Annotated in this window: 17 protein-coding genes; all 17 read right to left on the bottom strand. The window is 58.6% G+C overall.

Going from position 1 to position 19728, the window contains the following annotated elements:
- Positions 1-490: 490 nt before the first annotated feature.
- Positions 491-2182: a hypothetical protein gene (locus ACH5Y9_RS23945; protein ID WP_445367842.1), complete on the bottom strand. Its 1692-nt coding sequence runs from the start codon at positions 2180-2182 to the stop codon at positions 491-493.
- Positions 2183-2195: 13 nt separating this feature from the next.
- Entirely contained in the window at positions 2196-3098 is a 903-nt protein-coding gene (locus ACH5Y9_RS23940) for a hypothetical protein (protein WP_445367841.1), read from the bottom strand.
- 291 nt (positions 3099-3389) lie between these two features.
- Positions 3390-5423: a phage tail protein gene (locus tag ACH5Y9_RS23935; protein ID WP_445367840.1), complete on the bottom strand. Its 2034-nt coding sequence runs from the start codon at positions 5421-5423 to the stop codon at positions 3390-3392.
- Positions 5401-5817, bottom strand: a complete 417-nt coding sequence (locus ACH5Y9_RS23930; RefSeq protein ID WP_445367839.1) for a hypothetical protein — start codon at positions 5815-5817, stop codon at positions 5401-5403. Before ACH5Y9_RS23930 ends, ACH5Y9_RS23935 begins: the two co-directional genes overlap by 23 nt.
- A 9-nt stretch (positions 5818-5826) precedes the next feature.
- Entirely contained in the window at positions 5827-7998 is a 2172-nt protein-coding gene (locus tag ACH5Y9_RS23925; RefSeq protein WP_445367838.1) for a putative baseplate assembly protein, read from the bottom strand.
- 19 nt (positions 7999-8017) lie between these two features.
- Positions 8018-8413 carry a GPW/gp25 family protein gene (locus ACH5Y9_RS23920; RefSeq protein WP_445367837.1) on the bottom strand — a complete coding sequence of 132 codons (396 nt, stop codon included), beginning with the start codon at positions 8411-8413 and terminating at the stop codon, positions 8018-8020.
- Between the two features lie 2 nt (positions 8414-8415).
- Positions 8416-10080, bottom strand: a complete 1665-nt coding sequence (locus ACH5Y9_RS23915; RefSeq protein ID WP_445367836.1) for a hypothetical protein — start codon at positions 10078-10080, stop codon at positions 8416-8418.
- A 6-nt stretch (positions 10081-10086) separates the two neighbouring features.
- Positions 10087-10653: a phage baseplate assembly protein V gene (locus ACH5Y9_RS23910; protein ID WP_445367835.1), complete on the bottom strand. Its 567-nt coding sequence runs from the start codon at positions 10651-10653 to the stop codon at positions 10087-10089.
- Positions 10654-10725: 72 nt separating this feature from the next.
- Positions 10726-11772 carry a phage late control D family protein gene (locus ACH5Y9_RS23905; RefSeq protein WP_445367834.1) on the bottom strand — a complete coding sequence of 349 codons (1047 nt, stop codon included), beginning with the start codon at positions 11770-11772 and terminating at the stop codon, positions 10726-10728.
- Positions 11773-12181: 409 nt separating this feature from the next.
- Positions 12182-12349 (bottom strand): hypothetical protein, encoded by a 168-nt coding sequence (locus ACH5Y9_RS23900; RefSeq protein WP_165786375.1) that lies wholly within the window; start codon positions 12347-12349, stop codon positions 12182-12184.
- 13 nt (positions 12350-12362) lie between these two features.
- Positions 12363-13607, bottom strand: coding sequence for a CIS tube protein (locus ACH5Y9_RS23895; RefSeq protein WP_445367833.1), 1245 nt, complete (start codon positions 13605-13607; stop codon positions 12363-12365).
- Positions 13604-14116 carry a phage tail protein gene (locus ACH5Y9_RS23890; RefSeq protein WP_445367832.1) on the bottom strand — a complete coding sequence of 171 codons (513 nt, stop codon included), beginning with the start codon at positions 14114-14116 and terminating at the stop codon, positions 13604-13606. Before ACH5Y9_RS23890 ends, ACH5Y9_RS23895 begins: the two co-directional genes overlap by 4 nt.
- On the bottom strand, positions 14109-15611 hold the full coding sequence (locus ACH5Y9_RS23885) for a hypothetical protein (RefSeq protein WP_445367831.1): 1503 nt from the start codon (positions 15609-15611) through the stop codon (positions 14109-14111). The genes ACH5Y9_RS23890 and ACH5Y9_RS23885 overlap by 8 nt, the downstream gene beginning before the upstream one ends.
- Positions 15612-15626: 15 nt before the next feature.
- On the bottom strand, positions 15627-16088 hold the full coding sequence (locus ACH5Y9_RS23880; RefSeq protein WP_033157779.1) for a phage tail protein: 462 nt from the start codon (positions 16086-16088) through the stop codon (positions 15627-15629).
- Positions 16089-16109: 21 nt separating this feature from the next.
- Positions 16110-18290: a phage tail sheath family protein gene (locus ACH5Y9_RS23875; RefSeq protein WP_445367830.1), complete on the bottom strand. Its 2181-nt coding sequence runs from the start codon at positions 18288-18290 to the stop codon at positions 16110-16112.
- A 62-nt stretch (positions 18291-18352) separates the two neighbouring features.
- The gene (locus tag ACH5Y9_RS23870; protein WP_445367829.1) at positions 18353-19129 is read right to left on the bottom strand and encodes a hypothetical protein; all 777 of its coding nucleotides are present in this window, start codon (positions 19127-19129) and stop codon (positions 18353-18355) included.
- On the bottom strand, positions 19126-19713 hold the full coding sequence (locus ACH5Y9_RS23865) for a DUF4255 domain-containing protein (RefSeq protein WP_445367828.1): 588 nt from the start codon (positions 19711-19713) through the stop codon (positions 19126-19128). The genes ACH5Y9_RS23870 and ACH5Y9_RS23865 overlap by 4 nt, the downstream gene beginning before the upstream one ends.
- Positions 19714-19728: the final 15 nt, after the last annotated feature.

Genomic DNA, 19728 nt, shown 5'->3' with positions numbered 1-19728 from the left:
GGCTACTCCTTACTCTTCTTTCCATATTTGTTGGGGAAATTTTGTTTGCATAAACCTTCCCCGACCTGGAACAGCTTTTATTGTGTCGCTATCGCGACAGATGTTTTTAATGTCGGTTCTCGGACCGACAGCCGAGATACTTTTCTTTGCTTGTCCAAAGAAAAGTATCCAAAAGAAAAGACACCCGAATGCCGCTTATCCCCTGTGCTCCTCGCTTTTGAACGGGGTTGCCGAAAGGGGCTTCCTGCCCCTCCGAAAACGAGCGGCATCCATGCCGCTCCCCTAACGGGCTATTCTCGACAAAAGCTCCGGTGCTCAGCGCGGCATACGGGATAAAACTCGTCTCCAACTCGAAGCTATTGAGTACTCATAAAAAGTCGAAACAGTCCCCTCTCCCTCCGGGAGAGGGCTAGGGTGAGGTGATATAAAACCGCCAATTTCCCCATCCTCTGAAAGCATTGCAAAGCAACTAAATCTTTCTTAATCCCCGTCACGGCACCAACGCAGCCCATTGCCCGATTAAACCATTATCCAAACCCAATCCTGCACCGTTCTCGCCAACCCAGGAGCCGGTGGTTTGGTTGGCTGGCTTGGCGCGCACTCCTGCCACAAATGCTTCAAGATTGTTGGCGACGGCCAGTTGTTGCAGGGTTTGCCAGATTACCGCGTCGTATTGGCGTTCCACCAACAGCAATATGCGCTGGCTGGCGGCGACCAATGTTGATTCATTGAAGGACGCCTCCAACGCCGCCAAGGCCGCACGGCCGGTGTCGTCGCTGGGGGGGCGCAGCTCGGCCAGCATCGGGTAATTCACCCGTTTCAAGAACACGCTGTCTTCGTCGTCGATCAAGCCGCCGCCATCGGCTGGGCCGCCCACCACTTCGGGCGGCGTCGGCAACGAAGTGCCCAGCGCTAACACGATGCCGCTGATCGAGGTTTCTGCGGCGCGGCTGGGCCGGCGCACGTAAAGCGGCGCGTTGCTGCCAAAGCGGTCCCAGATCGCTTGCCAAGCGGCCTGGTCGGTGTCCAGCGCATGCACCGGCCTGACCGGATAAAGCTTTAAGCGCAGTAGATCCATTTGTGGCAACAAGCGTTTGTTCGGATCGAAATTACGTTCCAGTTGCGCGGCGTAATGACCGTAATCCAGATTGGACAGCGGCACCAGCACCACGATGTCCACCGGCTCGCCGTTGCTTAAATCGATGGGCGGCAAAGCCAGGGATTCGGCACGGATCTGTTCCACATCGGATTGCCGTAACGGCGCAATCGCCACTTGGTAGTTTTCCGGGAAATAGCCCTGCCGACCGTTGACCGGATCGACCGCTTCCTTGGGCAAACTGCCGACCGGCGGCAGCAAGGAAAAATAATCGCTGGCATGAAAGTCGCCAGTCAGGCCGCCGCTACGGCGATTAACCAGAATGTCGGCCAGCAATGCTTCATATTGCCGCGACAAATCGCTTTGCAAGGAATCGATGCCGGCTTCGGCGCGCAAGGGATGACGCAGCAATTGTGCGTCCAACCATTGCGGCGCGCCTTCTTGAATGGCTACCAAACCCAAAGCCACAGCATCTTCCGGTAATAAACCGTGCAATTGATCGTCGCCAAGCAACTCCCGCATCAAACGGGCGCGGACCTGCAAAGGACTTTGCTGCGGAAGCGGAATCGGCAAGGGCACCAGACCCATTTGCACCGACTCGGTGATCATCGCGTATTGAAAGCCGCGCTTGGCGCTCAAATCCTTCGGAAACACTTCGGCAATGTCGGTGCCGACATCGACATAACGCAGCACGACGGCGTACAAACCCCGGTTCAGATTGGAAAAATTGCCCTCATTCAAGCCGCTGATCAAGGCCCGGTCGCGCAGATTAACGATCAGCCGGCTACCCAGCTCCAGTACCCGGCCTGCCGGCGTCATTGCCAAACCCGGTTCCAAAGTCAGCAAACCGGTGAAGCGGTCGAAGCTTAAGGCCAAACCGGCGACGATGCCGCTGCCCAGCACCCGCCCCAGCTCACGCAAGCGCTGATCCAGATAGATTTGATCGCGAGTCAGGTCTTCGGCGGTCAGCAAGCGGCCATCGAAATAATGGCTGCGAGTCAAGCGCGGATCGATGTCGGCGACCTGATCCAGCGCCAGCCCGGCGGCAATCGGATTACCGAGAGGTTGAAATAAAATTTCGCTCATAGTCCCTCCATGATCAGGGCTGGCGCGCCAGCCAGGCCAATTGGCTGGCGGTGGCCAGGAACGGCCGCACCAAGTTGTTGATCGAGATTAATTGCGGGTTGACCAGAATGGCGTTGATGTCGGCGACGCTAATACTAATCCTGGCTAGCAGCAAGCGGGCGCCCTCCACCAACTCGTCTTGCAGTTGTTGTGGATTCACGCCACTACTATCCAGTGCGTGCAGCAAACGGGCATGCAGCGCCAATTGCGCACCGGCTTCGACATTATCGTTTTGCACTTGCTGCAACAAGGCTTGTTCGGCGGCCGACAGTGCCGGCATCGCCGCCGGCAGCCCCTGATGGCAAGCCCAGGGTTGATAATCATCGTCTGCCGCCGGCGGCGGCAATTCCGGAATCAATTCCAGGCGCACGCTGTCGGCAGTGCAGCTGGGTTGCACCGCGTCGGTGCTAAGATTGAGCTTGCGCGCCAGCACCGGCTGCATCGCCACCGGACAATCTTTTTGCCGCACGCAGATTTTCAGCCAAAGCAGGTTATCGGCGTCGCTGTAACCTTCACGCAGATGGCTCTCGGATTGCGCGGCCAGCCAGTCGCCGAGATTGATGCAATAAGGCTCGTGAATCAACACCTCGCGGCCCAGACCGTCGATGCCGATGCCGGGACTGACCAGCAATCGCACCGTCAGATTGTCGGTGTTATTGGGATGCGTGGCCGGCGCCATGCTGACCACCATGCCCGCCAACGTGCCGTAGCCTTGCAGCCAGTATTGATGCCGGGTCAGGCGGCGGCGGTGGTAGGCCTGCTCGTCGCGGGTTGCTTCCAGACCCAGCATCATCCCGGCTTCGTAAGCCACGCGGCGCAGGGGCTCTGCCAAAGTAGCATCCTGTTCCAGCGTGGTGAAATCGTCTAGGGTGTCCATGCGGCCTCCGTGTGTGGTGCCCAATAGGAAATGCCAAAATCTCGGAATCCGGCAGCATAAATCCCATCGCCCTCCGGGAGACGATAGGGTGAGGGGCTAAAAACAGCTGGATCACATTGCTCGAGCCCCCTCACCCCAACCCTCTCCCGCGAGGAGAGGGAGCTTCTTCCCCAGCCTCTGACAGGAACCGGAATCCGCCAAGCCGGTTGCGCCGAACCAGTCGAATGACTCAGCCCAAAGGAAATCAACGTGATAGACAGGACCGGGTTGTTAACCAACCCAGGAAAACCGCTAAGCCTGTGCATTGATGTCCTCCGGAGAAAATGCCGCCGGGTTTTTCAAAATCCCTTCGCGGCCCAGATAAGTGTCATCCAGCGTGACGCGGCGGAACGGCGGCGTGGTTTCGATGAAGGTATCCATGCCCAGCAGCGGCGCGATACCCAGCACAAAGGGATGTTCGGTTTCGATGATCCGGTATTGCAAATGCGCCGGTAGCTGTTCCGTCAAAATGTCTTCGACGGCAGTGCGCAAACTCACCGCCCGCCCGTGCAGCAAGATACTGACTTGGTGCGCGTATTCTGCAAAAAACGCTTTGACCTGCGCCGCTTCGTCAACTGTCGCCAGCTCCGGGGCGAACAGTGCCAGAAATTGCCGGGCATCGCTTTCCGACAGAATCAGGCTGTCGCCGATGATGCTGTTACCGCTCATGCCGGTGCCCAAAGTCAAGGGGTGATCGCCGTCGTCCATGTCTATGCCCAAGATCGTCGCCATGGTCCGCCGCAAACGGAAATTCTCTAACACCACAATTTCGCCACGCTGCACGCCACCGTCGCTGACGATGTCCAAAGCCAGATTCAAGGCGGCCAGCGTCCCTTTGTATTGTTGCATCAAAGTCAAGTCCCGCAGCCAGCGCCGCTGCCGGACTTCCGGCCAGTGGCTCGGTAAGCGACCACCGACGGCCTCGGCCAACCAAGGCAAGTTAGCGGCAGGCGTTGCCTCCGGAGCCAGCAATTGCTCGCTGGCGGCAATCCGGCCTTCCAGCGGGGTCAATACCCCTTCGAAGGCTGCCAGCAAACGCTCTCGCACATCGGCGCCATTGGCCGGACCGATGGCTTGCACCGGGTCGTAACTGAGTTCCTGCCGGTAAAATTCCGGAAAATAAGCTTCCTGGTAGGAAAAGCGCGGGTAATAGACTCTGATGGCGTGCAAGGCCGGACTTTGCCGGCCGTCGCCGCGCAAAGTCACTTGAATTTGCAGATAGCGCCCGCGCAACTGCCGCACCCGACCGGAAGGCTGTTGCAACAAAATCTCGAATAAACCGCTAGTGCCGGCTTGCTGGCCGGCCAGACTTGCCGCGAACGGCAGTTCGGACGGTAGCGGATTCCACAGTGGCGCGGGTTGCTCGATGGGCTTGGGCCGCACCGCCTGCCGGCTGGCAAATACCCGCACCGCAATCTGAATATCGCAGCCCGGCGGAATGCAGGCGTCCAGATACACTCTATGCCACTGCGTATCGACTTGGCCGGAATCCAGCTCATGCAGTAAAGCCGTGCCTTCCAGAAAAAACTGCGGTCGGCGTAAGGCATGCAGTTCTCTGGGGCGCGGCACAATCTGAGGAAAATCCGCATCGGCCTCGGCTTGATAACGCAACTGGCCGTCGGCGCTGCTGACAAAACGCGGTACGCTTTGCGACAACATTGGATAGCGTTCGTGCAGCAGGCGGGCTTGGCCGGTGTTGGTTGCGCTATCCCAATGCAGCGTCAATACCGGGCAATCGCGTTGCGTGAAATTCGCATCATCCGCCGCGCGCGGTACCAAAGCCGCCAGCCGGCCGCGGTCCGGTAAAGCCGAATCGGCAGCCAGCGCCAGATCGACAGCAAACGTCAACTCGGCCGGACAGGCGTAGGTTTTGAATGGCGCATCGGCCAATGCCGATAGAGGCCGCGTCACTATGGTCTGCGCCCCCATACCGTCGTGGCACAAGATAAAAATCTGCTGCAAATCGCAACATAGCGCCAGCGCCTGCAGACCCTCCGGCAAGGCTTGCTGCCAGATGCGGCGTAGGGGATGTGGATTGGCCTGCTCGGGCTCAAAGCGCACCGGTTGCGGCTTGTAGGGTAAAGGTAGCTGTTCGCCACTGCATAACATCAAGCCTGTCGCGGAGATTAGCCAAACCCGTTGTTCCACGTCGATACACGCCCTTAGCGGCATTTGCGACGCGGCGCCCTCGCCTTCCACATTGTCCCATTCGCAAAAGGTTTGCCAGCGCCGGGCCAGATGAAACAACAGCAAACCATGCTGATTATTGCCATCGCTGAACGGCAAGGCCAATCTGCCGTCGCCGGTCTGGTTGCCCGAAGCCGGGCTTGCCGCTGGTCGCGACCGCCGCGAAAGCCATATCGGTAAACTGGCCCTGCGGCGCCGTGACATCCCGCAATTCATTGTCCTGCAAAGTCAGATAGCCGCGACCGCTATTGAATTCGACGCGAGTACCGTCGACACTCAAGCGGCCAATCTGATTAAAACTGTCCAAGGCCAGCGGCACGCTGTTCTGCCAAGCCAGCAAGGCCGCCGCCGAATCGGCAGCAGGCAAGCGCAAGGCCTGGTTTTGTGCCAGCGTCAACGCCTGCACACCGGTATTCCAACTCAAATGGCTGGAGCCCTGCTCGAAATCGGTCTGGCCGCGTAGCAAAAAATAAGGCGTGTTGTTGACGTCCATCGCCCTTCCTCAACAAAGGTCCGGAATTACCGGCACCGCGACGCCCAGACTGTCGTCCGGGGTTTGGCCTTCCAGCAAACCGATGCCGTCCGGCAAGGCCGGCGCGCCGGAACCACTGTCGGCGCGCACCCCCAGCAACTCGGGCAACTGGAATTTAGTCAGGCTGACAGTCTCATCGGCTGGCAAGCGGCGCCAGCCATTGCTGCCGCGTTGAAACAGACTCAAGCTATTCACGGCCTGCACCCCGGCCACCCGTGCTGCTTGAGTCAATAATTCGTTGCCGCGCACCGCACCGCCCAAGGGCCACCCAGCACCGCGCGCGCCGCCGGGCGCCAGGGGCCACAGATATTCCAGCAAAGTCTGCTGCACTTCGCGCAGGGTTTGTTGCTCGGTTTCAATGTCCCGCACCTGCACTTTTACACTGACAGCAATCGGCACAAACTCCGGACTTAATACATACAGCTCGGTGCCGACCATGGTCCGCTGCAATAGATAGGCAAACACGTCCTTCAACAAGCCCTGATTAGGTTTGGGCGTGTGACCCACAGCCGGTTCGGCCGGCGGCAGCACGAACACGCTAACCACACCCGGCACGCCGTCGCGCGCCGCGCGGATGCTGGCGCCGGGCAGAAAACCGACCAATACTTCGGCGCGGGCCACCGGATTCAGCGGATTGGCCTCGGTGATGATTTTGAAATCCTGCTGGGTGACCGCTCGGTTGCGGTGCGTCAAAAATTGCGGAATGCGTTTTTCGGCCTGCTCGATAGTTTCCGCATCCAGCCCGCCGCTCAACGGCCATTCGTGACGAAGCTTGTAGCGCGAGCTGCCGTTGACCACTTCCTTGATGGTGCCGGCGGGCAAATTGCCGGCGCTACCGCCACCAAACAGATAAGCCGCGATGCGAATCCGGCTACCCGACGGCGGCCGTCGCCCGGCCGTACCGTCACCGAAATACACATAACCTGACTGCGGATTGAGCCGATACACCCTGGCATCGGCGGCTTGACCCGCCAGAAAAGCCACCTGTTGCCAACGCACCCAGGCACCGTTTTCCTCGACATCCAATTGCAAGGTCGCCGCCTCTATATTTTGATCCGGTAATACCACCACCTGATCGGGCTGACCGGTACTCATACCCACCAGCAAATCCTGCTGCAAACCTTGGGCAAGCACATCAACGGCGTTCAGCGCCAGATAACCCAGTTGTAATTTGGGATGTTCCGGGCAACGCAAGCGCAACCAAAACGCCACCCGACCAGCTTCGACTTGATCGGCCAGTTCCGGTGGCCTATCGCCGACACCGCTGAACATCGGATCGGTGGGCACGAAAGCCTGGAACAGCGCCGGATTTTTGGGTAAGCGCAAGCGCACCACGCCGGTCTGCCGACCGCCTTTCGAGCTATCGGCCAACACATCCAATGGTAGATAAATCGTTTCGCCGGCCTCGCCGGTGGAAACCAGCTCCCAGATCAGCTTACGCGGGTTCAGCTCGTTAATCGCTTCGCCGTCCAAATCGTCGGCGGGCGCGATGCCAATGTTAAAGGCGATACCGGCCAGATGACTGCGCAGCAAGGCAATCTGGCCTTCCAGTTGCCGGGGGGAGATGCAGGCCAGGTAAAAGCTGCGATCCAGACTGCCGGTCAGATCCAGCACTTCCTTAACTGGCTGGAAGCGGCGCGGCTGAAACGGCTCGGGCCGTTGGCCGTTGCGCAAACCGTACTGCTCCTGCAAGTCCTGCAAAGTCAAACCCAGCGCGGCCAGATCGGCAGCCTCCAGCTTTTGTTTGATCAACACCTGTAAGCTCAGGCAGGTGGGTTGCAATTCGCCAACCGCCGTCAAAATCTGTTTGCCGGCCCGCAGCTGGCTGCCATCCGCCAGCAATGCCGCCGGCAACACGCTGGTGGGCCCGGCGTCAACGCTGACGATGCCTTTGGCCGGCCGGGCGGCACGCACCGGAATTTGCAACAAATTCAAAAATACCCGGCGCTGGCGCTCCGGAATTAAATTGGCGCGATACAAAATGGTTTCGGTCAGCCAGGCGAATAAATCCACAAAGCTGTTGAGCGGGTCGCCGGGGGCAATCTGCGTCAATTCCGGCAAATGGCTCGCCAGCCGCGCCTTGGCCTCGGCAACCAGGTCGTCGAAGCGTCTGTCGTCTAAATTCGGTACCGGTAATGGCATAGCGGCCTCTCTTGCAGCCTCAAGCCGGCAGGCTCAGGTTTAGCGTGAATCCCAGTTCCGCCGGACGCTGACTGTTGCGCAGCCGGTAGCGGATATTGATATGCACATCGGCGACGCTGGCCGGACTGGCCTGCACTTGCACTTCGTCGATTTCCACTCTAGGCTCCCAGGTCTCCAGCGATTTGCGCACCACACCCGCGATCAAATGCCGGGTGGTTTCGTTATTGGGTTGATGCACGAAGTTTAATAAACCGGCGCCGAAGTTTGGCCGTTGCAAACGCTCGCCGGGGCGGGTCAGTAGGATGTTAAGCATCACTTCGCGGATGCTTTGATCGTCGCGGGTCCAGCTCAGACGCCCGTCGGCGTCGATATTCCCCAGGGGCCAACTCAAAATTTCCGGTACCGGCGTACGCATTTTCAATCTCCTTTGATTTTTGGAAATGGCAGGCAAATACGTACCCACGGCAACCAGAAAAACACGATGTTCAGCAGTGAGATCATGATCATTAGCAAAATCATCGCCACCAGCGTAATCACCGGCAGGCTGAACGAACAAATCCATTGAATGCCAAAATCCGGGCCGGAAGTGTCTTTTACGGTGTCTTCGCTGGCGCCTTTGTTCAATTTCAGCTTGTTCATCAAATCGAAAGTATCGGCCGGGGTGATCATTGCCGCGCCTTTAGCCAGACCGCGGCGCAGATCGGCCAACGACGGCATCTGAATCAAGGCCGGCCGGCTGGCATCCGGATCGAAGGGCGCAGCGACCCGGAACTGTATGCTGCGGGTGTCGGCATTGGCCCATTGAATCTGTTCCTGACCCTGATCGTTTTTGGCGCGGACGAAGGCCACTATTTGATAGACATCGCCGGCATTCTGCGCGAACTTGGGCAATGGAATTTCCTTGACCTTGCTCAGAGCCTGATCGCTGAGGCGTTGGTCCAACAAAACCCGGATTTCCTGGGCATCGGCGGCCAGCAGCAACAGCGTCAGATTGAGATTGCCGACGCCATTGGCATTCGGCAAGGCCGGAAATGCCGCCAGTTTGTCCAGCCCGCCGACCGCGTCTATCGATTGTTCTTGTTGAATCAACCAACGCACCAGCGGGTTATCGCCACCCATCGCAAAGCAGGCTTGCAGATAGCTAAACAAGGTTTGTTGCCGATATGGCGTAAACAAGCCCAGGCTGGTTTCGGTATAGGCTTGGCTTGGCAAACCGGCGGGCAGTTTAGCTTCGTCGTACAGCCACAACTGCTGGCATTGGTTTTCCAGCGCGGTGTTCTCGGCAATGCCGGCTTCGCCGAGGTGATAACGGTTGACTAATATTCTCAGTAATTCGAAAAAAGCTTTGCTGGGTAGGCCTTGCGCCAACGGTTTGCTGTGTTCGCTTAGCCAGGTTTGATTCAGCGGTTGCCGATAACCGAACGGCCAAGGCAACATCGCCGCCGCGACGTTGGCGGTTTGCGCTTGGTCGGTACTATCGAACGCCTGACTGGCATCGCGCAGATAATAAAAACCGCCTAAGGGTAGATAACCAAATAATAGCGTGTGGGTTTTACGATTGGCGTCGCTGGTTTTTAATACATGCAAGGGGTGCACTTCCTCGCCGCTGTACGCCGCCTGCTCATCGCGTTTGTGCACTACGCCGTTGGCGCACAAGCGGCGATGCAAATCCGGGTCGCGCAATTCGCTGGGCGCGTCTTGCCACCCCAGCGCCTCGCCGTCTTCCAGCATCCAGGCCTGTTCACGGCCGCCGCTGAGCCGGCGAATCACGAAGCCAGCCGAGCTGATTTTTTGCGGGTCCAGCGCCGGCTCGCCGAAGCGGTCGCAAACCACTTCGCAGCTGACGATGTGAAAGGCCCGATGCAACGGTAGCCGGAGCACCGGCTGCTGGCCGTGGCGGCTATGGCGTTCTTCCTGTTGCCAAGCGTTGAACTGCAGCAGATCGAATTGGCGGCGTTGCATATCCTGCTTGAAGCGGTTGATAAACTCCGCATCCAGATAGCGATGCAAGCCGCATTGCCCGCCCTCCTGATAAAACGGCGGTTTCAGTTTAATGGGATGCAGAACTTGTTCGGTTTTCATAATCCCTTACCAAATGTTGCCGGCGCCCGGCGTGTAGGAACTGCCCACCACTGAAGTGGCGATCACTGTGTCGGCTTGCACCACGCCGCTGAACTTGGACATACTGGCATTCACCGTCACCATGCTGGCGTTAATGGTCACCGTACTGGCATCGACCGTGACGCTGCCGCTGCTGCGCACTGCAATGCCTGAGCTATTAAGGGTGACGCTTTGGTCGGCGCGCTCGATGACAATTTCCCCGCCGCCGGCTTCGTCTATCGAAATCTTGTAACCGGAGCGGGTACGCAACTCCACTTTCGGGCCGCTGCCGTCATCGAAATCCAACACGGTTTCCTGCGGCGTACGGATCACGTAATGATCTTCCTGCGGATCGGCGTCTGCCGGCACGCTGCTGCTGCCGGCCCATACACTGCCCAGCACCAGCGGCATTTCCGGGGTGATAAAAGCCAGTACCACGATTTCTTCCAGGCGCGGCACGAAACTGGCACCGTAACCCTGGCCGGTCTGACGGTGCGACGACGCCGGCCCAAACTTCCATCTGCGTCGCCAGCAAGCGTACCTTGATGCGGCCACGGCTGTCCGGGTCGGCGTTGTCGGTGACTTGGCCGAGTTGCAAACTGTGCAGATTACCCAAGGCGTGACTGTTCATGACTGCCACCCGCCTTTATTGACTTTAAGATGGGTTTCGAAACCGCTGTTGTTATCGAAACGATGCACGCAATGCACGATTTGGTAGCGGCCTTTCAGGCGCGGCGACACACCGTCCAATTCCACTTCCCGGCCTGGTTTTAGGGTCGCCTCGCCTTGGCAGACGATCTCGCCTTGAATAAAGCGTTTGGCTTGGCGTTTGAACGCGGCCTTGGCATAGGCTTCAGCTTCGCTGCTGGTGCCGGGAAACGGCTGCGGGACAATTTCCGGGCCGGGCCAGCTCAGATTGCCTAAAGCCGCCGCCGCACTGGTGCCGCTGGGCGCCGATGTCATTGCGTCGGCGGTAAAATCCACTGGTTCAGCACTAGCCAGGTTATAGCCGTTGACTTGGCTGCTAAGAGATTGGTGATTTAAATCGGCGATTAAACGCACTTTCAGGGCGCTGTCCTGGGCGCTGAGTTCAACCGGGTTCGGATCGCTCTCCTCAACTTTTGCCCGCAGGGTATTCCCCTCCAAGCGCACGGCTATATCGAAACGATTGCCGATGCGCAACAGAAAGGCCAAATCACTTTCGTTGAGTTGATGCCAGGTGGCAGTGATGCCGGACAGTGACGCATCGGTTTGCAGGCCCGCCTCGCCGGCGATGGCTTGCACTAGTTCGTCCGGGCTTTGATCTTCAAAGCTGCGGTTATGCCGACTGCGGGCTAATCTATGTAACTTGTCTTGCAACAGCAGCACGATGTTGGGCGCGCCTTCGCCGTAGCTTTCTTCAATGGCGGTAATCTCGCCGCTGAACAGATTTTGCGGGGTGTCGCTGCCCATTTCGATTTCCACGCCGGCACCCAAGGCAATGTCGTTCAAAGTAAAGTCGGGATCTTGCCCGCCTTCCGGCCTACCCCAATTAGACAGCTGCAATTCGGCATGCGCGCAGCCGTGCAAGGGCAGATTGACATGCATCGCCAGCAAGGCCTGTTGCAGGTCTTCGCGTTGTTCGCCGTCGATTTTGATCGTTGGGCGGGAGCTGGTGAAGGCGGAATCGGGCATAGTGTTGTTCTTGTTTATTGTCGTTTAATTATTATGTGTCGCTATCGCGACGGTTTTTCTAATGTCGGTTCGCGGACCGACAACCGCGATACTTTCTTTTGCGTCGCCAAAAGAAAGTATCCAAAGAAAAGGCGACCCGGATGCCGCTTATTCCCTGCGCTCCGAAGCTTTTGAACGGGGTTGCCGAAAGGGGCTCCTGCCCCTTCGGCAACGCGCCGCATCCATGCGGCGCCCCTACGGGCGGATCCGTTCAAAAGCTCCGGTGCTCGGCGCGGCATACGGGAAGGAAACCCTTCCGCCACACAAAGCCTCCTAAAACCCTTCGACACATCCCCTCTCCCTCCGGGAGAGGGCTAGGGTGAGGGTATATAAAACTTCATTACCAAATCTCTCACTCACCCCCATCTATTCAATCAATCCTCAACCTTTCCTGCCTCTGCCTGATCAACTCCAACATTTGCGCCAGCTCGATCTCAGCCGGTGCCAACGGTGTTTGCTGCGCGGCCGGTTGTTGCTCAGCGGTTTCGGTGACGCCGTCTTGCACCTCTAATATCACTTCATCTATCAATACCGGCATGTCTGATTCCTGCTCAATCGAATCCAACGCCAGCGTCGGCGGAGGCTTTTAATAAACTGCTGACCGATACGCCGCTACTTTTGCGGCCCACAGTTGCTGATCCTGCTTGGTTAGCTGCAGCGGTTGACAAAGGCCTCTCGCCAGTCATCGCAGAGGCCGATGGCCCGCTTTGACTGCTACTGGCGGTTTGCATTGCTGCTGGTCTTAACAACGTACTGCCGGCTTGCATATGGGCGGCATTCAGACTGCCCTTGTTTCCAGCCGGGTTAAACGCACCTTCGATGCCGGTGCCCAGGCTGGCGGAGTTGCCGAATTTGAACGCCGGACTTGGCGATGGCGCTGCTGGTGGTGCCGCTTTTGCCCCCCCTGCACTATTGACTGAACCAGCACCAACATTCACCGAGGCTGACAAGCTTGCCGAAACATTGGCGCTGATGCCACCACTGATATTGACGCCGGCACCCAGGCCTAAGCCTATCCCCGAGCTAACCCCCATCGACGTACTCAGGCTCACACTCGGCACCGCCACCACCGATAGCGACGGCATTCTGGGCGACTCTATGCCGTTAAACAGCGAGGTATCGCGCCAATTGCCCGCGCCTTCGCCACTAGTACCCGGCACCGGCGCGGCCGTTTGCCCGGAACCGCCTTGCGGCCCGGCACCGGTGGAACTCAAGCTGGGCGTATTGCGGGCGGCTTGTTCGACGGCGCGGTTACGGAATTGGTAGCGGTCCTCGCTGAGCTTTAAGGACACAGTAGCCCGCAATGGCCGGCCTTCCGGGGAAAAGAAATCCAGAGTTTCGTCAAAGCTTTGCACCAAACCCAAAAACTCGAACGCGCCCCATTGAAACAAGCAGCGCTTAGGCGCTTTCATTTTTTTGCCGTCTTCTATCGGCTTGATAAAGGTATCGGCGATTTTTTTGGTCTCCAACCGCACATCCGAACCTTGCTCGATAGCTTTCTTGGCGCTGCTGTTGCTGCCGGCATTGCTGGCGGTTTGCCCGCTACCCTGGCCCGCGCCGCCGGGCGCTTCGATATAGGTGGTATCAAAAATCAACTCTATAGTCAGATTGGACGAGCTTTTATCGACGAACTGCGCCGAGCGGCTATTGCCGTTGCGGGCGTTTTCTTTCAAGGTGTTAGACAGGCTGACTTTCAGGCTGGATGGGTTGAATTGCACGTCAATCGCGTTATCCAAATCAGGACTATCGTTGTCGCCGCTGACCGGAATCAGTTTGCCGCGTTCGATGGCTATCATGCCGCCCCCCTGCCTTGGGTGCTGGCCGGCGCCGGCCGCTGCAATTCGAGGCCTTGATGCACCAGCTGCAATTCTTCGATGGCTACCTGGCTGGCGGTGGCCGACAAATCAGGGCCTTTGAATTTGGTCGGCAGCACGCCGCTGAGTTTCCAGACCAGCACCGCGTTATCGGTGACGTTGCCGCCGCTGACGCTGGGATTGCCGAACACGATAATCTCGCCGCTCAGCCGGTAGCCGTAGTTGGCCTGGCGGGTGGTGATGTCGAACCAGGACCATAAATCGTTGATGTCGGTGACGCCGCGTTTCAAAATAATCGGCGCGAATTTGGTTGGCCCGCAGCGGTGATGTTCGCCCCAATTGTGGCCGCCCTCGTTGATCACTTTGGGCTCCATCGTCGATTCAAAGCCGGTCACTTCACTGAAGTAACCGCTGCACAACAAACTGCTCTGGTCGCTGTTGTACAAATTGACCTTGAAACGAAAGGCGACGAATTCGCTAACTTCAGCCATCGACCACCTCCGAGCGCCACTCACCGTTTAAATTGGCAAAAGTCAAAAACAGCCTGTCTATCGGAAACGCCGGGGCCAGCATGATTTCGTAAAGCATCGCGCCTTCCTGCGGCGTCGATTCGCGAATCGAAAAGGCTTGCTCGGCGGACGCACCGCGCAAGGCGCCCTGGCTGTACAAGCGGCGGAAAAACTGTTCCAGCAGCAAACGCGGGCGGGGGTCGCGGTAATCCAGATTAAAGATCAATTGCTCGCCCAAGGCCTGCAATTGCCGGCGCAAAAAGCCCAGAAAACGCATCACTTCCGCCGAACGAAACCCATCGTAACGCTGGCGGTCGAACGGATAATCAGCGTTCGGCAAGGCCGGTACCACCAGGCGCTCGTCATCAAGACTGAGCTGTGCGCCACCGCTAACCGCGTTGCGGTAGTTGAGCACGCTGATGCCGGGTTTATCGCGCAAGCCTGTCGTTTGGGCGATGGACAAACGCGGGTAAGGCAAAGCGTCGGTGTTTAAGGGCTTGGCCGCCATCGAGCGCCAAGGCCCGTCGCGACGGGCCACCGCCGCCTGCTGCCCGGCGATCAATCCTACCGGACTATGCAAGGCAAAACGCGGCCCGCGCAAGTAGGGGAACAAAAACTGCACATAGCGCAACGCTTGCCCCATATCCGGATTGCCTTGATACCCAGCCAGTGCGCTCAACGCCGCCGGGTCGAGCACCGGGCTGTCCAACTCGCCGGAATAGGCCAGCGGCAAGGTAAACAGACATTGCAGATCTGGCCGATGGCTGCTAATAAATTGCAGCATGCCGCGCAACACCTGCGGCAATTGCCAAGGCTGCGGCATGTCCCTTAGCTCGCTGCTGTACCGGCGTTCGCGGTGATCGTCATCGGTATTTTGCGTGCAAGGCAGAAACTGCGGGTCGTTGTTTTCCAGGCGTACCCTGGGAATATCCGGCAGACGCGGCGGTATTTGCAGGCGTTCCAAATCCGGAAAACCCACCACGCCCAAAGCCGGAATGACCAGCACACAAGCCAAGCCCTGGAGCGTCGTATTATCGTGCAATTGCGTGTTGTCGGCAGGCAGGAAACCGGCTTGCCCGGCGCTTTCGGGTATCCGCACCACCCAGAGTTTTTCGCCGCCGTTGGCAAAAAAATCGTCAACCGCCAGGCCCAGCCAGGCTTTATTACCAGCCAGCAGGCTGACATATTGGGTGGTGGCGGTAAGCGCATCCGGGAAAATGTCGTGAAATTCGGCGCTGGACTGCAAGGGTATCGGCAGACGGTACAGTTCGCTGACCGCACCGGGCAGCAGCAAGTCATCAACTACCCGGCCGTATCCGACCGCGCGCATATCCTCCAGCGCTGCCGGCAATTGCAGCAGGCGCTCAAGCCTGACCCGGCCTGGGCAATGCCCAAGCATGGCCGCTTCCAGCGCCGCGATCCGGCGTTCAACCGGCCGTGGCGTCAGGGCGATGCGCGCTCCGGCTAGCCATTCCATCCGCTGCCGCTCCGCTTAGCTTTGGATGATGGTTTCGACCGAGAGCACCAGCTCTTCCATCGCCACGTCGCTGCCGCCCTTGGCCGTTAAGGTCGGCCCGGTCCATTTAATCGGCATGGCCCTGACCAGTTTCCAGGTGACCACGGCGCTGGCGCTGGTGGGATCTTCGTTTTTAAGCTTGATCACCACATCGCGCTTGGCGGTCACATCGCCGCCGCGAATTTGCTCCAGCCAACTGTAAATGTTGTCCGCACCGATCACGCCACGCTTCAACGTCACGTCGCCGGCCTTGTTGATGGCCGGGATCTTGCGCACGTAATTGACCGCGTCGTTGCCGTTACGGTATTCCGCCACCGTCACTTCCGCATTCAAACCGGACACTTCCGAAAAGCCGCCCTGCACTTCGCCTTCGCTGCCGTCGCCCAGGTTGACCAGATAATTGAACACCCCATAGGGTGTTTCGCGATATGTAGCCATGGTTTATCTCCAGTCCAGGGTTCAGGCGTCGGCGGTTTTTTGGCCGATACGGAAAATCACAAATTCGGCCGGCTTCAAGGCCGCCACGCCGATTTCGCAAACCAAGCGGCCGTTGTCCAGATCGTTTTGGGTCATCGTGCTACGGTCGCAACGCACGAAATAAGCGGTTTTGGCGCTACCACCCAACAGTCGGCCGTTGACCCACTCGTTGTATAAAAAGCTTTCCACGGTCTGGCGAATGTTGTCCCACAAGCGCTCGCCGTTCGGTTCGAACACCGCCCATTGTGTGGATTTGTCGATGGAACGCTCCAGGTACAAAAAGTAACGGCGGACGTTGACGTATTTCCATTCCGGATCGCTGGATAGGGTCCGACCGCCCCATACCCGATGCCCGCGTCCTGGAAACGAGCGCAAACAGTTGATGCCGTTGGGATTCAGCAATTCCTGCTGGAAGCGGTTGATTTCCTGAGCAAAGCGCAAAGCGCCAATCACCGGTTCGTTGGCCGGCGGCTTGTGCACGCCGCGTTGCACGTCAGTATTGGCGTAGACGCCGGCAATAAAGCCGGACGGTGGCACGGTGATAGTGCTGAGCAGGCCGCGTGGATCGGCGATGACCACCCAGGGGTAATAAAGCGCCAATCTGGAATCGTCGAAGTTGGAACGAAACTCGCGCACTTCCGACAGCGCCATGCCGTCGCGGCTATCGACGATGCCGACCCGGTAACGCATTTTTAGACAGTGTTTTTGCACCTCGGCGACGATGGCTTGATGATTAGTGGCGTCAGCCGCCGCTGCCGGAGTCATCACGATGGACACATCCTCGATATTTTCCAAGGCCACGAAACCGCTGCTGCCGTTGACCTCGTCTTCCACGCCGCCGTATTGCACGGCGCCGGGCACGTTGCCGTCGCTGCCGCCGGACAGATTAATCAAATAACGCGGACCTTGAACCGACATGGGGCCGGGATTTAAGCCATTCGACTCGAACAGGCTGTACAAGGCTGCCACCACGTCGGCGCCGCTGATACCGGGGCTGAGGGTGCAACTGACCGGACTGGTCAATTGGTCGTAACGCTTGTCCGGCGTGACGGGCATTACGGCGCTGAGGCTGTTTTTTGCATCGGGGGCGCTGGAAATATCGCCGTAACTGTAAATTACCGGGCCGTCGCGGCCGCCGGCATGTACGGCAATATCGAAATTGCGCTGCACCACTACCGCCCTTACCGTATTCGGCGCAGCGGCCAATGCCGCCAACGGCAGGGTGATGTCGGCATTGACGCCCACATTCAAACCGCCGCCGTCCACCACAAACTCGCTGCCGGCCGCATTTAACGTACCGCGCAGCGCGGTCAGGGTGCCCCAATGCGCCGCGCCGGTATACACCGACAAGTTGGTTTCCGCGCTCAGGGTTAACACCGCCGACGTGCCGTTAGCCAAGGACCCGCTGCTGGGATTTTTCGCAAACACTCGGGTGTAGCTGACCACAACACCGGGACCGTTCACCAAGCCGGCCGTCATCAGTACGCCCTGACTGCCGTCGGCTTGGCCGTTGGGACGCAAGGCGGTACCGCCCGCTGCGACATCGTCGGCGGTATCCAGTTCGCAACGGTTATTGACGATGACGAAATGATCGCCTTCCCGGCGCACCAGGGCGCGGATATTTAAAGGAAAGCGTTCGTCGGGGAATTGCGCGGCGATGCCCGCCGAGCGCACCGCGTTGGTCAGGCCGGTGGCATTCAAAAACACCACTTCGCCTTCGGCGGGCGCCGAAGTGGCCTCGGTTTTTAACAGATTTTCGCTATCGCGCCACAGAAGTTCCAGCGTGAAATCGCCCATCGCTCCCGGAAAGCGGCTGCTGAAACTCAACACATTCGGCACGGACCGCGTCGACACCCCTGGGGCGTTTTGCGGAAAATTGCCGACCCGCGACACATAGAGCTGTTTGCCGCCGCCGTCGAAAAAGGCTTTCGCGGCAATCGCGGTATGGTTAAGTACCGATACGCCGGCCAGCGTCAGATTTTGGATGTCGCCGTAGATGCGGGTGAATTCGCCAAAGCTAGTCACTACCTCGGGATTGCCCCGCAACGGTCCGAAACGGGTAGGACCGACCACCGCCGTGACGCTGGTCCCCACCCCTTCGATCGATTTGGCGCGAAAGCTAACTTCTTCTACAAACACACCCGGTGCAAGATATTCAGGCATGCTCCCCTCCTTAATTTTTATGTGGACCAGCGTTTAAAGGACGAACTCAACTCATGGATGACTCAATTGGGTTGAACGGCAAGATGATCCCGATTAAAGGACCGGATTAAACTCAAATCGCCCGGCACCACGGTCAGGGCTAGTGCGGCGGCAAAACTGTTAGCGTTAGTAGCGCCGAGCAGCATCGGCTGCAAGTCGGCCGGGTCGACCGGTTGCGCAGCGCTGGCCGCAGCCGAGGCCGCAATGCTCAGTGTTGCGTTGTATTCGGTTACGCCTTCCGGTAAGGGCGGCAGGCGATGCATCGCGATAATGAAATCACCGTTGGCGTCGGCTTGGGCACGGCAGATCAAATTGCCGCCGACGCCCAGATTGACCGTCAGCGTCAGCAATGCCCAGATAGCCGGCGCATTACTGCCGGTAAACCTCAGAGTGCCGCGCAAACCGCCGCCGCGGCCGAGCTTGGTACCGAAAGGGGTCGGATAAAGCACCAAGCTGTGCCCGGCGGCATTGCCGGCTTGAACTGCAAAACGGCGCGGGACGTAGCGGCTTTGACTGTCCGCCACCGAACCGGCGATGGCATATGCCGCTTCAGCCGGCCGTAATTTATCCGCCTCATTAGGCGTGCCTTGCACCGTTTTACCGGCCGAGCGCCGCCACAAGGCCGTTTTGCCTGGCGTGTGTAACCATTGCAGATCGGCGGGGCGGGTATCGAGTTGCAACACAACGGCTTCGCTGAGCCGTCGCATATCGGCTTCCTGTGCGGCACTGCTGCCGTCCAGCCAATAAATCACGTCGCTGGCGTAGAGGATATTGGTTTCCAGAACCTTGACGGCTTTCATACCGAGCCTCCAGGAAATACCCGCGTCGAAACCGGCGGACCTTCCGTACGCGGCCGGCGCAGCCGCAAGCGCACGGTGCGCGCCACATAGGGTACGGTACTGGTGTAAGGCGATTTGAAGACGTCCCAGATGCGCATCAAATCTTCGGTAGTCATCTCGTCCGGGGCGATATTCAGCACTTCCGCCTGGCCCCATTCGTCGTCGATGTCTTGAATATGCGAGATGTCGAGCTGACATTCGTTGGCGAGTTCGACCATGGCCCAACTCAAAAGATCGGCTTCGATGGTGGCGCTGGCAGCGTTGGCGATTAACAGGAAATGCAGATTGACCGGCAGTTCGGCTTGCGGGGCGTTTTGGTCGGAACCGCGCGACGCAAAGGTGCGCTGCCGGCCGTGAGGATCGATGGTGATGCGATGCAGGTAAATACCCAGCAGATTGCCGGTCAGGATATTGGCAATGTCGGCGCTGCCCAGCAGTTTTGCTTGGGCATTGGTGGGCTCGCTGCTCAGCTCGGCAGGTAATCTGCTGGTCAAGAACGATTCCAACGCCAAAAGCGCGCCGGTCACTCCCCGGTACGAAGCCATTTCTCCTCCCCCACT

The sequence above is a fragment of the Methylomonas sp. BW4-1 genome, from assembly GCF_052474385.1.
This window is presented reverse-complemented; position numbering and strand designations above follow the sequence as displayed.